Annotated in this window: 11 protein-coding genes and 3 pseudogenes; 11 read left to right on the forward strand and 3 right to left on the reverse strand. The window is 70.0% G+C overall.

The window, feature by feature from the left end; all coding sequences use genetic code 11:
• Positions 1 to 71 precede the first annotated feature (71 nt).
• Positions 72 to 1,742 carry a glycoside hydrolase family 13 protein gene (locus WHN02_RS08435; protein WP_434742825.1) on the reverse strand — a complete coding sequence of 557 codons (1,671 nt, stop codon included), beginning with the start codon at positions 1,740 to 1,742 and terminating at the stop codon, positions 72 to 74.
• 435 nt (positions 1,743 to 2,177) lie between these two features.
• Positions 2,178 to 3,215, reverse strand: a pseudogene (locus WHN02_RS08440) (LacI family DNA-binding transcriptional regulator); the annotation flags it as partial.
• A gap of 179 nt (positions 3,216 to 3,394) precedes the next feature.
• On the opposite strand from WHN02_RS08440, the gene WHN02_RS08445 reads away from it, so the two are divergent.
• Genes WHN02_RS08445 through WHN02_RS08455 form a run of 3 tightly spaced genes read left to right on the forward strand, consistent with a single transcriptional unit; the run spans position 3,395 to position 7,202 of the window.
• Positions 3,395 to 4,645, forward strand: a complete 1,251-nt coding sequence (locus WHN02_RS08445) for a sugar ABC transporter substrate-binding protein (protein ID WP_434742826.1) — start codon at positions 3,395 to 3,397, stop codon at positions 4,643 to 4,645.
• Positions 4,645 to 6,282: an ABC transporter permease subunit gene (locus tag WHN02_RS08450; protein ID WP_434742827.1), complete on the forward strand. Its 1,638-nt coding sequence runs from the start codon at positions 4,645 to 4,647 to the stop codon at positions 6,280 to 6,282. Before WHN02_RS08445 ends, WHN02_RS08450 begins: the two co-directional genes overlap by 1 nt.
• Positions 6,279 to 7,202, forward strand: a complete 924-nt coding sequence (locus tag WHN02_RS08455) for a sugar ABC transporter permease (protein WP_434742828.1) — start codon at positions 6,279 to 6,281, stop codon at positions 7,200 to 7,202. Before WHN02_RS08450 ends, WHN02_RS08455 begins: the two co-directional genes overlap by 4 nt.
• Before the next feature lie 16 nt (positions 7,203 to 7,218).
• On the opposite strand, the gene WHN02_RS08460 is transcribed toward WHN02_RS08455, so the two are convergent.
• Positions 7,219 to 7,893 (reverse strand): DUF305 domain-containing protein, encoded by a 675-nt coding sequence (locus WHN02_RS08460; protein WP_434742829.1) that lies wholly within the window; start codon positions 7,891 to 7,893, stop codon positions 7,219 to 7,221.
• Positions 7,894 to 8,192: 299 nt separating this feature from the next.
• On the opposite strand from WHN02_RS08460, the pseudogene WHN02_RS08465 reads away from it, so the two are divergent.
• The 8 genes and pseudogenes from WHN02_RS08465 to WHN02_RS08500 all read left to right on the forward strand — a co-directional run.
• Positions 8,193 to 9,599: pseudogene (locus tag WHN02_RS08465) on the forward strand (LVIVD repeat-containing protein); the annotation flags it as partial.
• 505 nt (positions 9,600 to 10,104) lie between these two features.
• Positions 10,105 to 10,443: a hypothetical protein gene (locus WHN02_RS08470; RefSeq protein ID WP_434742830.1), complete on the forward strand. Its 339-nt coding sequence runs from the start codon at positions 10,105 to 10,107 to the stop codon at positions 10,441 to 10,443.
• A gap of 273 nt (positions 10,444 to 10,716) precedes the next feature.
• Positions 10,717 to 11,781 carry a BMP family lipoprotein gene (locus WHN02_RS08475; RefSeq protein WP_434743874.1) on the forward strand — a complete coding sequence of 355 codons (1,065 nt, stop codon included), beginning with the start codon at positions 10,717 to 10,719 and terminating at the stop codon, positions 11,779 to 11,781.
• A gap of 280 nt (positions 11,782 to 12,061) precedes the next feature.
• A pseudogene (locus WHN02_RS08480) lies at positions 12,062 to 12,439 on the forward strand (ATP-binding cassette domain-containing protein); the annotation flags it as partial.
• A gap of 316 nt (positions 12,440 to 12,755) precedes the next feature.
• Positions 12,756 to 13,532 carry an ATP-binding cassette domain-containing protein gene (locus WHN02_RS08485; RefSeq protein WP_434742831.1) on the forward strand — a complete coding sequence of 259 codons (777 nt, stop codon included), beginning with the start codon at positions 12,756 to 12,758 and terminating at the stop codon, positions 13,530 to 13,532.
• Positions 13,529 to 14,950 carry an ABC transporter permease subunit gene (locus tag WHN02_RS08490; protein ID WP_434742832.1) on the forward strand — a complete coding sequence of 474 codons (1,422 nt, stop codon included), beginning with the start codon at positions 13,529 to 13,531 and terminating at the stop codon, positions 14,948 to 14,950. The genes WHN02_RS08485 and WHN02_RS08490 overlap by 4 nt, the downstream gene beginning before the upstream one ends.
• 5 nt (positions 14,951 to 14,955) lie before the next feature.
• Entirely contained in the window at positions 14,956 to 16,236 is a 1,281-nt protein-coding gene (locus WHN02_RS08495; protein ID WP_434742833.1) for an ABC transporter permease, read from the forward strand.
• Between the two features lie 74 nt (positions 16,237 to 16,310).
• Positions 16,311 to 17,015, forward strand: coding sequence for a cytidine deaminase (locus WHN02_RS08500; protein WP_434742834.1), 705 nt, complete (start codon positions 16,311 to 16,313; stop codon positions 17,013 to 17,015).
• Position 17,016: the final 1 nt, after the last annotated feature.

Raw genomic sequence — 17,016 nt, forward strand, 5'->3', positions numbered from 1 at the left:
CACAAGGGGTCGTCAGAGCCCGGCCGCCGGCTGGCGTCGTGGCACGGCCGGGCGACCAGGGCGATCTCTGCTTACCCCGGGGAGCCCACCGTCAATCCCCCCGTGGGTCGGTGCTCGTCGAACCAGGCGGCGGCGTCGACGGGGAGCACGTGTCCGGTGCCCGCCGGGGTCAGCTCGGCACTGGCGGCGACCGCCGTTCCGTACCCGTCGATCGTCACCGGTGCGCCGCTGAGGTTGACCACGCAGGTCAGGGCGGCCGGACCGGCGACGCGACGGAAGGCGAGCACCCCCGGGTCGGTGTCGAGCCAGACCACCTCCCCGGCGTCGGTGGCCAGCGCCGGATGGTCGTGCCGGATCCGCAGCGCGGTCCGGTACAGCTCCAGGGTGGATCCGGGTACGCCGGTCTGCGCCGCCACCGACAGCGCCTGCCAGGTGGCCGGGGCGGGCAGCCAGCTCGGTGCACCCCCCGGCGGACCGAAGCCGTACGGGGCCAGTTCCCCGTCCCACGGGATCGGCACCCGACAGCCGTCCCGGCTCTCCCCGGTACGCAGGAACGCCGGGTCCTGACGCAGCTCGTCGGGGAGGTCGAGGACCTCCGGTAGGCCCAACTCCTCACCCTGGTAAAGGTAGGCGCTGCCGGGCAGGGCGAGCATCAGGAGGCTGGCCGCCCGGGCGCGGCGAAGCCCCTGCGGGCCGTCGCCGTACCTGGTGACGTGCCGTTGCTTGTCGTGGTTGGAGAGGACCCAGGTGGTCGGCGCTCCGACGATCGTCGACTCGGTCAACGCGGTGTCGATCACCTTCCGGAACGAGTCGGCGGACCAGGTGGCGTCGAGGAAGTCGAAGCTGAACGCCTGGTGCAGCTCGTCCGGGCCGATGTAGCGGGCCAGCCGCTGGGGCGTCTCGGCCCAGGCCTCGGCGACCGCCATCCGGCCGCCGGGGTAGCTGTCCAGGACCGGCCGCCAGGCGCGGTAGACGTCGTGCACCTCGTCCTGGTCGAAGTAGGGCAGCCGACCCTTGCCGAGTAGTTCGGACTGGCGGCGGCCGGTGGTCATCGAGTTGAAGCCCACGTCGGGCAGCCCCTCGGCCTTGATCATGCCGTGGGCGACGTCGATCCGGAATCCGTCGACGCCCCGGTCGAGCCAGAACCGCAGGATGTCGAGGAACTCCTCGCGTACCTCGGGGTGCCGCCAGTTGAGGTCGGGTTGGGTCGGGTCGAACAGGTGCAGGTACCACTGCCCGTCGGGGACCCGCGTCCAGGCCGGGCCGCCGAAGATGCTCTCCCAGTCGTTGGGCGGGAGACCGCCGTCGGGTCCCTGGCCGTCGGCGAACAGGTACCGGTCCCGCTCGGGGGAGCCGGGGGCGGCGGCCAGCGCCGCCTGGAACCAGGGGTGCGCGTCGGAGGTGTGGTTCGGCACGAGGTCGACGATGATCCGCAGGCCGAGCGCGTGCGCGTCGGTGATCATGCGGTCGAAGTCGGCGAGGGTCCCGAACATCGGGTCGACGTCCCGGTAGTCGGCCACGTCGTAGCCGCCGTCGACCATCGGCGAGGTGTAGAAGGGCGTCAGCCAGAGCGCGTCCACCCCCAGGTCGCGCAGGTACGGCAGGTGGTGCCGAATGCCCCGTAGGTCGCCGACGCCGTCGCCGTTCGAGTCGGCGAAGCTGCGTACGTAGACCTGGTAGACGACGGCGGACCGCCACCAGTCGTCGTCGGTGGTCGGCGGGGTGGGGTGGCGGGTGGTCATCGGTCTCGGACCCCGTTCTTCGGCGCGGGACGGTGGCGGCGTCCGGCCACGCCGCTGACGGGCGGGCGCAGACGTCCCAGCAGAATGCCGTCAAGCCCCTGAAAGAGTCAAGCAAACCTTACGCAAGCCCTTCCACCCCCACGGCCTCCCGGCCTCCCGGCCTCCCGGCCTCCCGGCCTCCCGGCCTCCCGGCCTCCCGGCCTCCCGGCCTCCCGGCCTCCCGGCCTCCCGGCCTCCCGGCCTCCCGGCCTCCCGGCCTCCCGGCCTCCCGGCCTCCCGGCCTCCCGTGGTGATCAAGGGGTTTGCGTCATGGGAACCCGCCGAACTGACGCAAACCCCTTGATCAACGCGGGACGGCGAGGGGGCGGCGCAGGGGCGGCGGAGGGGTGGCGGAGGGGTGGCGGGGGTGGGGGAGGAGTGGTGCGGTGGGGTGTCCCCGGCGGGGCGGGCGATCGCTGTGGAGCCACGGACCACCAGCTCCGGGCGGAACAGGTACTCCGAGTGGGGGGCGCCGTGGCCGTTGATCTCGTCGACCAGCGCCCGGACGGCCGCCACCGCCATCGCCGCTACCGGCTGACGCATGGTGGTCAACGGTGGATCGGTGAACGCCATCAGGGGCGAGTCGTCGTACCCGACGACGGAGAGGTCGTCGGGGACGGAGAGGCCGCGCTGGCGGGCGGCCCGGATCGCGCCCAGCGCCATCAGGTCCGAGCCGGAGACGATCCCGGTGACCCCCCGTTCCAGGAGCCGACCGGCGGCGGCCTCGCCCCCCTCCACCCCGAACAGGGACAGTTCGGCCAGTTCGGCCAGCTCGGCCTCGGCCAGTCCGGTGAGCCGGGACATCGCCGCCCGGAAGCCGGCCACCCGTCGCTGCACCGGGACGAACCGGTCCGGGCCGGTGATCAGGCCGATCCGCCGGTGTCCCAGGGCCACCAGGTGGGCCACGGCGAGCTCGGTGGCCTCGCGGTCGTCGCAGGAGACGAAGGGGGCGCCGATCCCCGGGGCGTACCCGTTGATCATGACGACCGGGAGCGGCCGGGCGATCAGGGACCGGTACCTGTCGTGGTCGGCGGCGGTGTCGGCGTGCCGACCGGAGACGAAGACGATCCCGGAGACCTGCCGGTCCAGCAGCATCTCGACGTACTCGTCCTCGGTGACCCCGCCGGGGGTCTGGGTGCAGAGCACCGGGGTGAAGCCGCTCTGGGCCAACGTGGACTCGATGACCTGGGCGAACGCCGGGAAGATCGGGTTCTCCAGCTCCGGGGTCACCAGGCCGACCAGTCCGGCGCTGCGTTTGCGCAGTCGGGCGGGGCGCTCGTAGCCGAGGACGTCGAGGGCGGTCAGGACGGCCTGCCGGGTCGCGGGGGCCACACCGGGGCGGTCGTTGAGCACCCGCGACACGGTGGCCTCGCTGACATCGGCCTGTTGGGCGATGTCGGACAGTCGAGCGCGCATGGCGGCACTGTAGCGCAGAGGCAACTTCTTGCGGACGACTCTGCAAGGCCTTCCATCCCCTGCAATGTCTTGCTAACGTCCCGGCAACACGTGAGACCTGCGGCGCTCCCCCCATGCGCCGGGCAGCAAGATCTTTCACCATTCCACTGGCGAGGCACCCGTCCCGGTGCGGCTTCGCCATGACGACAGGAGTACCGATGCGCATCCGTACCACGGGTGTGGTCGCCGTTCTCGGCCTCGCCCTGGCCGCCAGCGGCTGTGGCGGCGGCGACAACGACGAGCCGACCGCGAACGAGTCCGTCGACGCCGCCGGCGGAAAGCTGGTGATCTGGGCAGACGACCGCCGGACCGCCGCCCTGAAGCCGTTCGCCGATCGGTTCGGACAGGAGAACGGGGTCACCGTCGAGGTCCAGGCCGTCTCCAAGGACCTCCAGACCAACTTCGTCACCGCCGCCCAGCAGGGCAGCGGCCCCGACGTGGTGGTCGGGGCGCACGACTGGATCGGCAACATGGTGCGCAACGGCGCCATCGAGCCGGTCCAGCTCTCCGCCGATCAGCGCAGCGCCTTCGACGAGACCGCCGTCAAGGCGGTCACCTACAACGGTCAGCTCTACGGTGTGCCGTACGCCCAGGAGAACCTGGCCCTGATCCGCAACACCGAGCTGGCCCCCGAGGCCCCGGCGACCATCGAGGACCTGGTCGCCACCGGCAAGAAGCTCAAGGCGGACGGGAAGGTCACCGAGATCCTCTGCCTCCAGGTCGGCCAGACCGGCGACGCGTACCACCTCTACCCGCTCTACACCTCGGGCGGCGGCTACCTGTTCGGCACCACCGCCACCGGCGACTACGACCCCACCGACGTCGGCGTCGGCAAGCCCGGCTCCATCGAGGCGTTCAAGAAGATCGCCGCGCTCGGCGAGAAGGGCGACGGCGCGCTCAAGCGTTCCATCTCCGACACCAACTCCATCGCCACCTTCGCCGCCCGCAAGTGCGCCTACCTGGTCTCCGGCCCCTGGGCCACCGCCGACGCGAAGAAGGCCGAGCTGACGTACGACATCTCCCCGGTCCCCGGCTTCGCCGGTGGCAAGGAGGCCCAGCCGTTCGTGGGTGTCCAGGCGTTCTACGTCGCCGCGAAGGGCCAGAACAAGGCCCTCGCCCAGGAGTTCGTGGCCAACTACACCACCAGGCCGGACCTCGCCGTGGCCCTCTACGAGGCCGAGCCCCGGCCCCCGGCGCTGACCGCCGCCCTCGACCAGGTCAAGGCGAAGGACCCGGACCTGGCCAAGTTCACCGAGGCCGGCAGGAACGGCCAGGTCCTCCCGGCGATCCCGGCGATGGCAGCGATCTGGGACCCGTTCGGCAAGGCCGAGGCGGCGGTCGTCGGGGGTGCCGACCCGGAGAAGACCATCATCGCCGCCGGCAAGACGATCACCGATTCGATCAAGTAATGAGCGATCCGCTGTCCGGCTCGGGGTCCACGTCACGGACCCCGGGCCGGGAGCCCGCCGGCTCCCGGCCCCACCGGGGACGTACCCGCCGTCATGACGCCCCGACCAGCCTCACCGGCCTCGCGGTGAAGGTGGTCCTGCTCGGCCTGACCGCCGCGATCGCCCTCTGGGCCGCCTTTCCCCTCATGGCCGGGGAACACTGGATCGGCCTGGGGGTGCTGGCGGTGACCACCGCCGGGCTGTTCCATCTCTACCTGACCCCCCGCCACGTCCCGGCGAAGTACCTGGTCCCCGGGACCCTCTTCCTGATCGCCTTCCAGATCCTGCCGGTGCTCTACACGGCGAGCACGGCGTTCACCAACTTCGGCGACGGCCACCGGGGCGGGAAGGACGAGGCGATCGTCGCCATCCAGACCGCCTCCGTGCAGCAGGTCCCCGGCTCCACCGAGTACGCGATGACCGTCGCCACCACCGGCGACCCGGCCACCGGAGCGCTGGTCTTCCTGGTCACCGACCCGGACACCGGTGCCGTCGACGTCGGTGACGCCGACGGACTGCGTCCGCTCGACCCGGGTGCGGTGACGGTCGCCCCGGGTGGCCGGGTCACCGCCGCGCAGGACTACACGGTGCTCACCATCGGCCAGGCCAGTGCCCGTAGCCAGGAGGTCACCGACCTGGTGGTGCCCACCGCCGGGGGAGCGCTGCGCTCGTCCGGCCTGTCCCGGGCGTACGAGGGTCGGGCGGTCCGGGCGTACGACGCCGACTGCGACTGCATCAGGGACGCCGAGTCGGGCCGGACGTGGACCGCCGACGAGACGGAGGGCTCCTTCGTCGCCGCCGACGGGGAACGACTGGCCCAGGGCTGGAAGGTGAACGTCGGGCTGGACAACTTCACCCGGGTGCTCACCGACCCGACCGTCTCCGGCCCGTTCCTCACCACGCTGGTCTGGAACATCGCCTTCGCCGTCGGCTCCACCGGGGGCACCTTCCTGCTGGGCATGTTCATCGCCCTGGCGCTGCACTCACCCCGGATGCGCGGCACCAACGTCTACCGGGTCCTGCTGATCCTGCCGTACGCGATGCCGTCGTTCGCGATGCTGCTGGTCTGGCGGGACATGTTCAACACCGACTTCGGGCTGGTCAACAGCCTGTTCGGGCTGGGCGTCGACTGGTTCGGCGACCAGTGGAGCGCGCGGGTGGCGGTGATCGTGGTGCAGCTCTGGCTGGGATACCCGTACATGTTCCTGGTCGCCACCGGGGCGTTGCAGGCGATCCCCCACGAGGTGACCGAGGCCAGCACCGTGGACGGTGCCTCCCCGTGGCAGTCGTTCCGGGCGGTCACCCTGCCGCTGCTGCTCGTCGCGCTCTCCCCGCTGCTGATCGCCTCGTTCGCCTTCAACTTCAACAACTTCAACGCGATCTACCTGACCACCGCCGGGGCGCCGTTCCCCGCCGACAACCCGGGCAACGGGGCGACCGACCTGCTGATCACCTACACCTACCGGCTGGCCTTCGGCGGCCAGGGCGCGGAGTTCGGGTACGCCGCGGCGATCTCGCTGTTCATCTTCACCATCGTCGCCGTGATCAGCGCGGTCAGCTTCCGACGCACCCGCAGACAGGAGGAGGTGTACGCATGACCACGCGCACCGGAGTCGGACCGGCCACCGTACGCCCCCCGGCGGGCGGGACCGGGTCGCGCCGTCGGCGCAACCGATGGCTGACCACCGTCGGCTGGCGGCACCTGGTCGGCGTCCTCGCCGTACTGTTCAGCCTCTTCCCGATCGTGTTCGTGCTCTCCGCAGCCCTCAACCCGCTCGGCACCCTCTCCTCGACGGATCTGGTGCCGACCGGCGGGGTGTCGGTCGGCAACTTCGGCGAGCTGTTCGAGCGGACCTCGTTCGGCAGGTGGTTCCTCAACTCGCTGCTGATCGCCGGGCTCGCCTCGTTCGTGTCGGTGTTCCTGTCCGCACTGGCCGCGTACGCCTTCAGCCGGATGCGTTTCGCCGGACGCCGGGTCGGGCTCCTCTCCCTGCTGCTGATCCAGATGTTCCCGCAGTTCCTGGCGATCGTGGCGATCTTCATCATCTTCGGCACGATCACCGACCTGTGGCCGCAGATCGGGTTCGACACCCCGTGGGGTCTGCTGCTGCTCTACCTCGGCGGGGCGTTGGGGGTGAACACCTGGCTGATGAAGGGCTTCTTCGACACCCTGCCCCGGGAACTCGACGAGTCGGCCACCATGGACGGGGCGAGCCACGCCCAGGTCTTCTTCCGGATCCTGCTGCCCCTGGTGGCCCCGATCCTGGCGGTCACCGGGCTGCTCGCCTTCATCAACACCGTCAACGAGTTCCTGATGGCGAACGTCTTCCTGACCAGCAGCGACTCGAAGACCCTGGCCGTCGGGATGTTCGGGCTGCTGGAGGGCACCGAGCGCAACAACAACTTCGGCATCTTCGCGGCGGCCACCCTGCTCACCGCGATCCCCACCGTCCTGGTCTTCCAGTTCCTCCAGCGCTACATCGTCTCCGGGTTGACCTCCGGGGCGGTGAAGGGGTGAGTCGTCGAGCAGCGGGTCATCCGGCGAGGGCCTCCCGCATCCGCTGGATCTCGACCCGCTGCTCGACGGCGACGCTGGTGGCGGCCTCGTTGACGATGGAGTCGACGCCGAGCGTCTGCGCCTCCAGGGCCATCTTGACGGCTCCCTCATGGTGGTCGCTCATCATGGCGACGAAGAGCCTGTCGAACTCGGCGCCCCGGGCGGCCTCCAGGTTCTGCAACGCCTCCGGCGACTGCATGCCGGACATCCCGTGGGCGTGGCCCCGGTCCGCTGCCGCGTCCCGCTTGAGGCCCCGCGCCTCCAGCCAGCTCTCCAGGGTCTTGATCTCCGGTCCCTGGGCGGCCAGGATCCGGTCGGCGATGGCGGCGATGCCGGTGTTGGCGGCCCGCTGCGGGGCGAGCCGCGCCATGACGAGGGCCTGCTCGTGGTGCGGGATCATCATGGTGACGAACCGGACGTCGGCCGCGTTGTAGGAGGGCGACGGCAGCGGGGTGAACTCGTTGGCCGGCACCTTCTGCGCCGTCTCGCCGGGCCGGCCGGGGCGCAGGACCGGGGCGCTGGCGTCCGGGATCCCGGAGAGGGTGATCGGGTCCGGGGCGGCGGCGCTCGCGGTGGGCTCGGGCTCGTCGTCGCCGAATCCGAAGGCCACCGCTGCTCCGGCGACCAGTACGGCGACCACGGCCAGTTCCACTACGACGATGGTCCGCCACCGGCGGGACCGTCCGCGGATCTGTTTGCCTAGCACAGTTCGTCTCCTGCCCCCGACCCAGAGTTGGCCGGGATCGTAACGCGGCCTGGCCAGCACCGGAAGGGTTGCCGAGCGATATGGACGAATGCTCCGCGCTGCGCTTTTTGTTCAGGGACTTCGCAGGGACGAGTTACCTGATCGTTACCTTCCCTGGTTCGCGACTGTGATGCAGATCACAATGTCCTCGTCGGACCCCACGATATGGTCCCGCTACCTCTCCCCCCGACGAAGGGTGTCGTTCGATGTTCAGTAAACCCCCACAAGGGACGCGGCGGCTCGGGGTCATCAGCCTTGCCGCCACCGCGGCCCTTCTGCTGACCTCTGTGGCCGGTGCCCCGGCCAGCGCCGCCGTCGACGAGACCGCCGACCCGGGATACGTCATCCCCGGGGTGGACGAGATCAAGTCCAGCAGCAACTTCCGGACGATCGCCAACCTGCCCAAGTCGGGGGCGTTCGACAGGGAGTCCTCGTACAACACCGACATCGCCTTCCAGGGCAACTACGCCTTCGTCGGCAACTACGACGGCTTCACCACGTACGACATCAGCAAGCCGCGTAACCCGAAGCTGGTGAGCCAGGTCCTCTGCCCGGGTGCGCAGAACGACATCTCGGTCTACGGCGACCTGCTCTTCCTCTCCGTCGACTCCTCCCGCAACGACGACTCGTGCAACAGCACGGCGCAGTCGGCGACCATCAAGAGCTCGTGGGAGGGCGTCCGGATCTTCGACGTCTCCGACAAGGTCAACCCGACCTACGTCAAGGCCATCGAGACCGACTGCGGGTCGCACACCCACACCCTCGTCCCGGCCAAGACCAAGGACAAGGTCTACGTCTACGTCCAGTCGTACAGCCCGAACGCGAGCTTCCCGGACTGCCAGCCGCCGCACGACAAGCTCTCGATCATCGAGGTCCCGCTCAGCGACCCGACCCAGGCCAGTGTGGTCGCCACCCCGAACCTGTTCCCGGGTGAGCTGGGCGCCGCCTCGACCAGCGGCTGCCACGACGTGACCGTCTACGCCGAGCTGGACCTGGCCGCCGGTGCCTGCATGGGCGACGGGGTCCTGATGGACATCTCCGACCGGACCAACCCGGTCGTGCTCAGCCGGGTCCGGGACACCAACTTCGCCTTCTGGCACTCCGCGACCTTCAACAACAGCGGAAACAAGGTCATCTTCACCGACGAGCTGGGCGGCGGTGGCGCGGCCACCTGCAACCCGACCATCGGTCCGAAGCGCGGTGCGAACGCCCTGTTCGACATCGAGGGTGAGGGGGCCGAGCGGAAGCTCGTCTTCAAGAGCTACTTCAAGATCCCCCGTGAGAACACCCGGTTCGAGAACTGCGTCGCCCACAACGGCTCCCTGATCCCGGCCATGGGCCGCGACATCATGGTCCAGGCCTGGTACCAGGGTGGCATCTCGGTCTTCGACTTCACCGACTCCAGCAACCCGGTCGAGATCGGGTTCTGGGAGCGGGGTCCGCTGTCGGACTCCCGCCTGGTGCTGGGTGGCTCCTGGTCGGCGTACTACCACAACGGGTTCATCTACTCCTCGGACATCCAGAAGGGCTTCGACGTTCTCAAGATCGCTGACGCCCGGACCAACAACGCCGAGGCGGTGGTGGCCGTCGACGAGTCCAACCCGCAGAACCAGATCAGCTACCCCGAGTGCGACCAGGTGCTCACCGCCCGGGTCAACGGCGGCCTGACCGTCAAGTCCGGCAGCACCATCTGCCTGGACCGGGCGACCGTCAACGGCGTCGTCAAGGTCGCGGCCGGTGGCAGCCTGATCGTGTACAAGAGCACCCTCAACGGTGACGTCAACGCCAACGGCTCCCAGCTGGTCAACCTGGTGGAGACCACCGTCAACGGCGGCCTGAAGGCCGTCGGCGCCAAGACCACCATCAAGAACACCACCATCACCGGTACGGTCCGGCTCCGCTAGTCACACACACCGCCGGTACGGTCCGGCTCAGCTGGTCACACACACCGCCGGTACGGTCCGGCTCAGCTGGTCACGCACGTCGCCGGGTGGGCCGGTGGTGGCGGCCACGGCGCCCGGTCGGGGAGCTTCTCCGACCGGGCGCCGTGGCGTCGGCGGGCCGACCCGCGCCGAGGCGGCTACTACGATCCGTCGTTGATAGGGGAGGATGGGGCACATGGAAGCTCTGCGACTGATTCTCCTGTACCTGCACCTGATCGGCTTCGCGCTGCTGCTCGGTGGTGCGGTCGCCCAGCTGGTGACCGGAAAGATCCGGATGAACCCGGCGATGCTCTGGGGCGCGGTGATCCAGCTGGCCACCGGGATCGGCCTCTCCGCCCCGCTGCGCGACGGCGACGAACCGTCCCCGGCCAAGCTCGGCGTCAAGCTGCTGCTCGCCGTGTTGATCTTCGTCATGGTGTTCTTCAGCCGTAAGCGCGACGAGGTCAACCGGGGACACTTCCTGGCGGTCGTCGGCCTGACCCTGGTCAACGCGGCGGTGGCGGTCTTCTGGTGATCGTCGGTCCGGCCGTCGGGTGACCGGACGAAACGTGCCGGCCCACCGGCCGAGGATCGGACACGAGGGTGATCTGTCGCACCCAAGGGTTACGCAAGGGTAACGAGCGTTCAACAGTCGTGCACGATTGTCGGCCGGTGGGTGTACGCGGGCGTACGCTTCGCGTCCGTAACGATGAACCGCCGGCGGCAAGGCGCAGGCCGGCTCAAGGGCAGCCACCGCTTCTGGCGCGGTGTGCAATGGGAAGGAGACGTCTTGCGCACTGTGCGTGGGATGCGGATCGCCTCCGTCGTCGCGGTGGGCGGGCTCGTACTGAGCGCCGCCGCGTGTGGCGAGGCCCCCGAGGAGAACAACAGCGCCGGCAGCGGTGACCAGAAGTTCAACGCCTGCATGGTGACCGACGTCGGGGGCATCGACGACAAGTCCTTCAACGCCTCGGCCTGGAAGGGTCTGGAGGCGGCCAAGGAGCAGAACAGCAACATCGAGGTCAAGTACGTCCCGTCCAAGGCCGAGGCCGACTACGAGCCGAACCTGACCCAGTACGTCAACCAGGGCTGCGACTTCGTCCTGGCCGTCGGCGGACTGATGGGCGAGGCCACCGGCAAGATCGCCAAGGCGAACCCGAACCAGCAGTTCGGCATCGTCGACGCCGCCACCGGTGACCCGAACGTCTACCCGATGCAGTTCGACACCGCCCAGGCCGGCTTCCTCGCCGGATACCTGGCCGCCGGGATGACCGAGAGCGGCACCGTGGGCACCTACGGGGGCATGAAGATCCCGCCGGTGACCATCTTCATGGACGGGTACGCCGACGGCGTCGCCCACTACAACACCACGAAGAACGAGGACGTGAAGCTGGTCGGCTGGGACAAGGCCGCCCAGAACGGCTCCTTCACCAACGACTTCATCAAGCAGGACGAGGGCAAGAAGGTCAGCGACGCCCTCGTCGCCCAGGGTGCCGACATCATCATGCCGGTCGCCGGTGGCGCGGGCCTCGGCACCACCGGTGCCGCCCAGGCCTCCAACGGCCAGTACAACACCATCTGGGTGGACGTCGACGGGTGCGAGAGCACCCAGAACTGCCCGGCGATCATCACCACCGTGGTCAAGAACATCGCCGGTGCCGTCACCGAGGCCGTGATCAAGGCGGCCAACGGCGAGAAGCTGGAGCCCGAGCCGGGCTACCTGGGCACCCTGGAGAACGAGGGTGTCTCCCTGGCGCCGTACCACGAGTTCGACAGCAAGGTCCCGGCCGAGCTGAAGGCCGAGATCGACAAGCTGAAGGCCGACATCTCCGGCGGCACCATCAAGGTCACCTCGGCCGCGCAGCCGAAGTGACCGGTCCCGGCCGCCGACGGTGAGACGATCACCGTCGGCCGGCCGGGCCACCAGTTCGACACGTCCGGCCGTCCCGGTCGCCACGGGCCACGGTGCCCGAGCCCCGGGGCGGCCGGTCTGCGCCGATCCCCGCCACCCGGATCGGCGGCGGTCCGACCGGTCGGCCCGCTAGGCTGCACCATCCCCGCTCGCACCCTCGGAGGTTGCGCTGAGACTCGAACTGCGCGGCATCACCAAGCGGTTCGGTGACCTGGTCGCCAACGACCACATCGACCTGACGGTGGAGCCAGGAGAGATCCACGCCCTGCTCGGTGAGAACGGGGCGGGCAAGTCGACGCTGATGAACGTGCTCTACGGGCTCTACCAGCCGGACGAGGGCGAGATCCTGGTCGACGGGAAGCCACTGACCCTCAAGGGACCGGCGGACGCCATCTCCGCCGGGATCGGGATGGTGCACCAACACTTCATGCTGGTGCCGGTCTTCACAGTCACCGAGAACATCATGCTCGGGGCCGAGCACGTCCGGGGCGGCATCGCCGGGTTCCTGGACCGGCGGCGGGCCCGGCGTGAGGTCGCCGAGGTCTCGGAGCGGTACAACCTGCGGGTCGACCCGGACGCCGTCATCGAGGACCTGCCGGTCGGCATCCAACAGCGGGTGGAGATCGTCAAGGCGCTCACCCGCGACGTCGACCTGCTCATCCTCGACGAGCCCACCGCGGTCCTGACGCCGCAGGAGACCGAGGAACTGCTCACCGTGATGCGGTCGCTCAAGGCGGCCGGCAAGTCGATCGTCTTCATCACCCACAAGCTGGGCGAGGTCAAGGCGATCGCCGACCGGATCACCGTGATCCGGCGGGGACGGACCGTGGGCACCGCTTCCCCCGAGGCGAGCCGGGACGAACTGGCGGCGCTCATGGTCGGGCGCAACGTGCGGCTGACGGTGGAGAAGCAGAAGGCCACCCCCCGGGGAGCCGGTGCTGGAGGTCGCCGGCCTGGTCGTCGACGACGACAGGCAGGTACGCGCCGTCGACGGGGTCGACCTGACAGTGCGGGCGGGAGAGGTCCTGGGCGTCGCCGGGGTGCAGGGCAACGGGCAGACCGAGCTGATCGAGGCGATCATGGGCCTGCGTCCGGTGCTCGGCGGGACCGTCGCCCTCGACGGACGGCCGATCGACGGCTGGTCGACGAAGAAGGTGCTCCGTGCCGGGGTCGGGTACGTCCCCGAGGACCGCAGCGTCGACGGGGTGGTCAAGGAGTTCAGCGTCGCCGAGAACCTCGTCCTGGACCTCTACGACCGGCCGCCCTTCGGTCGGGGGCTCGCCCTACGGCTCGACGAGATCGCCCGGTCGGCCCAGGAACGGATCGACCAGTTCGACGTCCGTACCTCCTCGGCCGAGGCGCCGGTCGGGACCCTCTCCGGCGGCAACCAGCAGAAGGTCATCGTGGCCCGGGAACTGTCCCGGCCGCTGAAGCTCTTCATCGCCGCCCAGCCGACCCGGGGCGTCGACGTCGGGTCGATCGAGTTCATCCACAGCCGGATCATCCACGAGCGTGACGTCGGCACCGCCGTCCTGGTGGTCTCCAGCGAACTGGACGAGGTGATCGCCCTCGCCGACCGGATCGCGGTGATGTACCGGGGCCGGATCATCGGCATCGTCGGCCCGGAGACCTCGCGTGAGGCGATCGGCCTGCTGATGGCCGGCATCGTCGGCGAGACGGCCGAGGGACCAGGTAGCGAGGACCAGCAATGACCGACCCAGTGCCCCCCTCGGGCTCCCCCGACAAGGAACCGGCGACGCCGTCGCAGGCCGAACAGGCCGCGCTCGACAACACCGAGCGGGCCGATCCGACAGCCACCGGGCAGCCGGCCGAACAGGCAGCGCCCGAACAGCCCGCCGAGCCGACAGCGACCGGGAAGCCGGAGCCGACCGACGCCGAGCCGGCAGCGACCGGGAAGGCCGGGCAGTCCCACAAGCCGTCGCTCGGGCAGGCCTTCCTGGACAACCTCTGGGCTGCGAACACCTTCACGGTGACCCTGCTGTCGCTGGTCCTGGCGATGGTCGTGGGCGCGATCCTGATGATCGTCTCCGATCCCGACGTCCTCGCCACCTACGGCTACATCACCGCCCGGCCCTCGGACGCCATCGGGTCCAGCTGGGCGCTGGTCAGCGACGCGTACGCGAACATGTTCAAGGGCGCGGTCTTCGACCCCGACGCGGTCGGCTTCCAGGCCGCGATGAGCCCGATCTCGGAGACCCTCACCTACACCGCCCCGCTGGTCTTCACCGGCCTGTCGGTGGCGCTGGCCTTCCGGGGCGGCATGTTCAACATCGGGGCCCAGGGGCAGGCCACCATGGGTGTCATCATGGCCGCCCTGGCCGGGTTCCTGCTGCCGCTGCCGCCCGGGGTGCACCTGGTCGTCGCGGTCCTCGCCGGTGCGCTGGGCGGGGCGATCTGGGGATTCATCCCCGGCATCCTCAAGGCCCGTACCGGTGCCCACGAGGTGATCAACACGATCATGCTCAACTACGTCGCGTTGTACTTCCTGACCTGGCTGATCATCCAGAACGGCATCCAGGACCCGAACCGTACCGACGCGATCAGCAGGTCGGTGGACGCCTCGGCGCAACTGCCCCGACTCTTCGGGGACGGGCTACGGGCGCACTCGGGGATCATCCTCGCCATGCTGGCCACCGCTGCGGTGGCCTGGCTGCTGAACCGGTCGACGCTCGGATTCGAGCTACGCGCCGTCGGTGCCAACCCGGACGCCGCCCGTACCGCCGGGATCAGCGTCACCCGCACCTACGTGCTGACGATGGTCTTCGCCGGAATCCTGGCCGGCCTCGGCGGCAGCAACATGGTCCTCGGCTCCACCGCAACGGCGCTGACCCCGCTGGTGGTGGCCCAGATCGGATTCGACGGGATCCTCGTCGCGCTGCTCGGCCGGGTGAAGCCGTGGGGGGTGGCGCTGGCCGCGTTGCTGTTCGGCGCCCTCCAGGCCGGCGGTAACCGGATGCAGTCGTACGCGGGGATCTCGCTGGAACTGGGCACCGTCCTGCAGGCGCTGATCGTCATCTTCATCGCCGCGCCGGCCCTGGTGAAGGCGATCTTCCAGCTCCGGGCCGCGCGGGCGGCCCGGCTCCAGACGAGCCTGGCGAAGGGCTGGTGACGCCGATGTCCACCACGGCTGTCGAGGACGTCGCGGTCGCCCCGGTCGACCAGGGCTTCTGGACCCGTACCCGCAAGGTGGGGTTGCTCCTGGTCGGGCTCGGCCTGATCGGCGCGGTCCTGTTCGGGTCGCTCGCCACCGGTGAGCAGGCCCGGTTCACCCTCAGCGAGGACTCCGCCGGTGCCGCCCTGGCGATCGACGGTACGGTCGGCGCGATCCTGTTCGGCCTGGTCGCCCTGGCCGCCGGGGCGGCCCTGCTCGTCGGGGTGCCCCGACGCTGGTTCGTCCTGGTGCTCGGGGTCGGCCTGGTCGGGTTCGTGCTGTCCTTCCTCTGCTGGCAGATCTCCGACGCGCAACCCGGGCAGAACTTCATGCCCCTGGTCAACATCCTCCGGGGCACCTTCATCCTGGCCCTGCCACTGATCTTCGGTGCGCTCGCCGGGGTGCTCTGCGAACGCTCCGGCGTGGTCAACGTGGCCATCGAGGGGCAGCTGCTGATGGGGGCGTTCAGCGGGGCGCTGTTCGGCAGCATCTCCGGCAGCGTCTGGGTCGGTCTCGTCGCGGCGGCGATCGGCGGTGCGACGATCTCCCTGCTGCTCGCCGTCTTCGCCATCCGGTACCTGGTCGACCAGGTGGTCATGGGCATCGTGCTCAACCTGCTCGCGCTCGGGGTCACCGGGTTCCTCTACGAGCGGCTGATGCAGACCGACCCGACCCGCTACAACAGCGCCCCCCGGTTCAGCAACTGGGAGATCCCGCTGCTGTCGGACATCCCGCTGCTCGGTCCGGCGCTGTTCCGCGGGAACATCTTCCTCTACCTCGGACTCCTGCTGGTCCTGGTGCTGCACATCGCGCTGTTCCGGACCCGGTGGGGGCTGCGGACCCGGTCGGTGGGCGAGCACCCCACCGCCGCCGACACCCTCGGCGTCAAGGTCCTCCGCCTGCGCTACCTCAACGTCACTCTCGCCGGGGTGGTCGCCGGTATCGGCGGGGCCTCCTACACCCTGGCCCTCTACTCGTTCACCAAGAACATGATCGGTGGAAAGGGGTTCATCGCCCTGGCCGCGCTGATCTTCGGCCGGTGGAGTCCGACCGGAGCGCTGCTCGCCGCGCTCTTCTTCGGCTTCGCCGACCAGCTCGCCACCTACCTCGGCGCCATCAACAGCATCATCCCGAGCCAGTTCCTGGCGATGCTGCCGTACCTGGCGACGATCCTGGCGGTGGCGGGCCTGGTCGGTCGGGTACGCGCACCGGCCGCCGACGGCAAGCCGTACATCAAGGGCTGATGAGCGGGGCGACCCGGTCCGGACCGGGTCGCCCCAGCAGCAGGTCACCGAGCGGGTACGGCAGAATTGTCGGAATGCAGATCGACTGGGAACGGCTGCGGGCCGCCGCCACCGAGGTGATGCGGCACGCGTACGTGCCGTACTCGAAGTTCCCGGTCGGGGCGGCCGCCCTGGTCGACGACGGCCGGATCGTGGTCGGGTGCAACGTGGAGAACGCCGCGTACGGGGTGGTGCTCTGCGCCGAGTGCGGGGTGGTCTCCTCCCTGCACGCCACCGGTGGGGGTCGACTGGTCGCCCTCTCCTGCGTCGACGCCACCGGGGAGCCGCTGATGCCCTGCGGCCGGTGTCGGCAGCTGCTCTGGGAGCAGGGCGGCCCGGAGTGTCTGATCGAGTCGCGGACCGGCCCGCTGCGGATGGCCGAGCTGCTCCCGCACGCCTTCGACGTGGCCGACCTGGACGCGGTGACCCGGGAGCAGGCGGTACCGGTGGTGCCCGACCGGCTGGCGGCCTGGCGGGGGCGGGGGACCGTCTTCGTCCACCCCGACCTGTCGGCCGGGCGGGAGGTCTGGACGGCGTACTGGGAACGGTCCGCCGGGGACACCGACGGTGCCGAGACCGGGGTCCTGGAGGAGGGGCCGAGCTGGGACGCCTCGACGGAGGCGATCGCCTGGGGGCTGGCCCGTACGCCTCGGGTGGTGGTGGTGGACGCGGCCGGAACGATCTTCTGGGCCGGCGAGGGGGAGCCGCCCTCGGAGATTCCGATTCGCTGGGGTGGGTGAG

It is taken from the genome of Micromonospora sp. SH-82 (assembly GCF_051132485.1).
In the GTDB taxonomy this organism is placed as follows: domain Bacteria; phylum Actinomycetota; class Actinomycetes; order Mycobacteriales; family Micromonosporaceae; genus Micromonospora.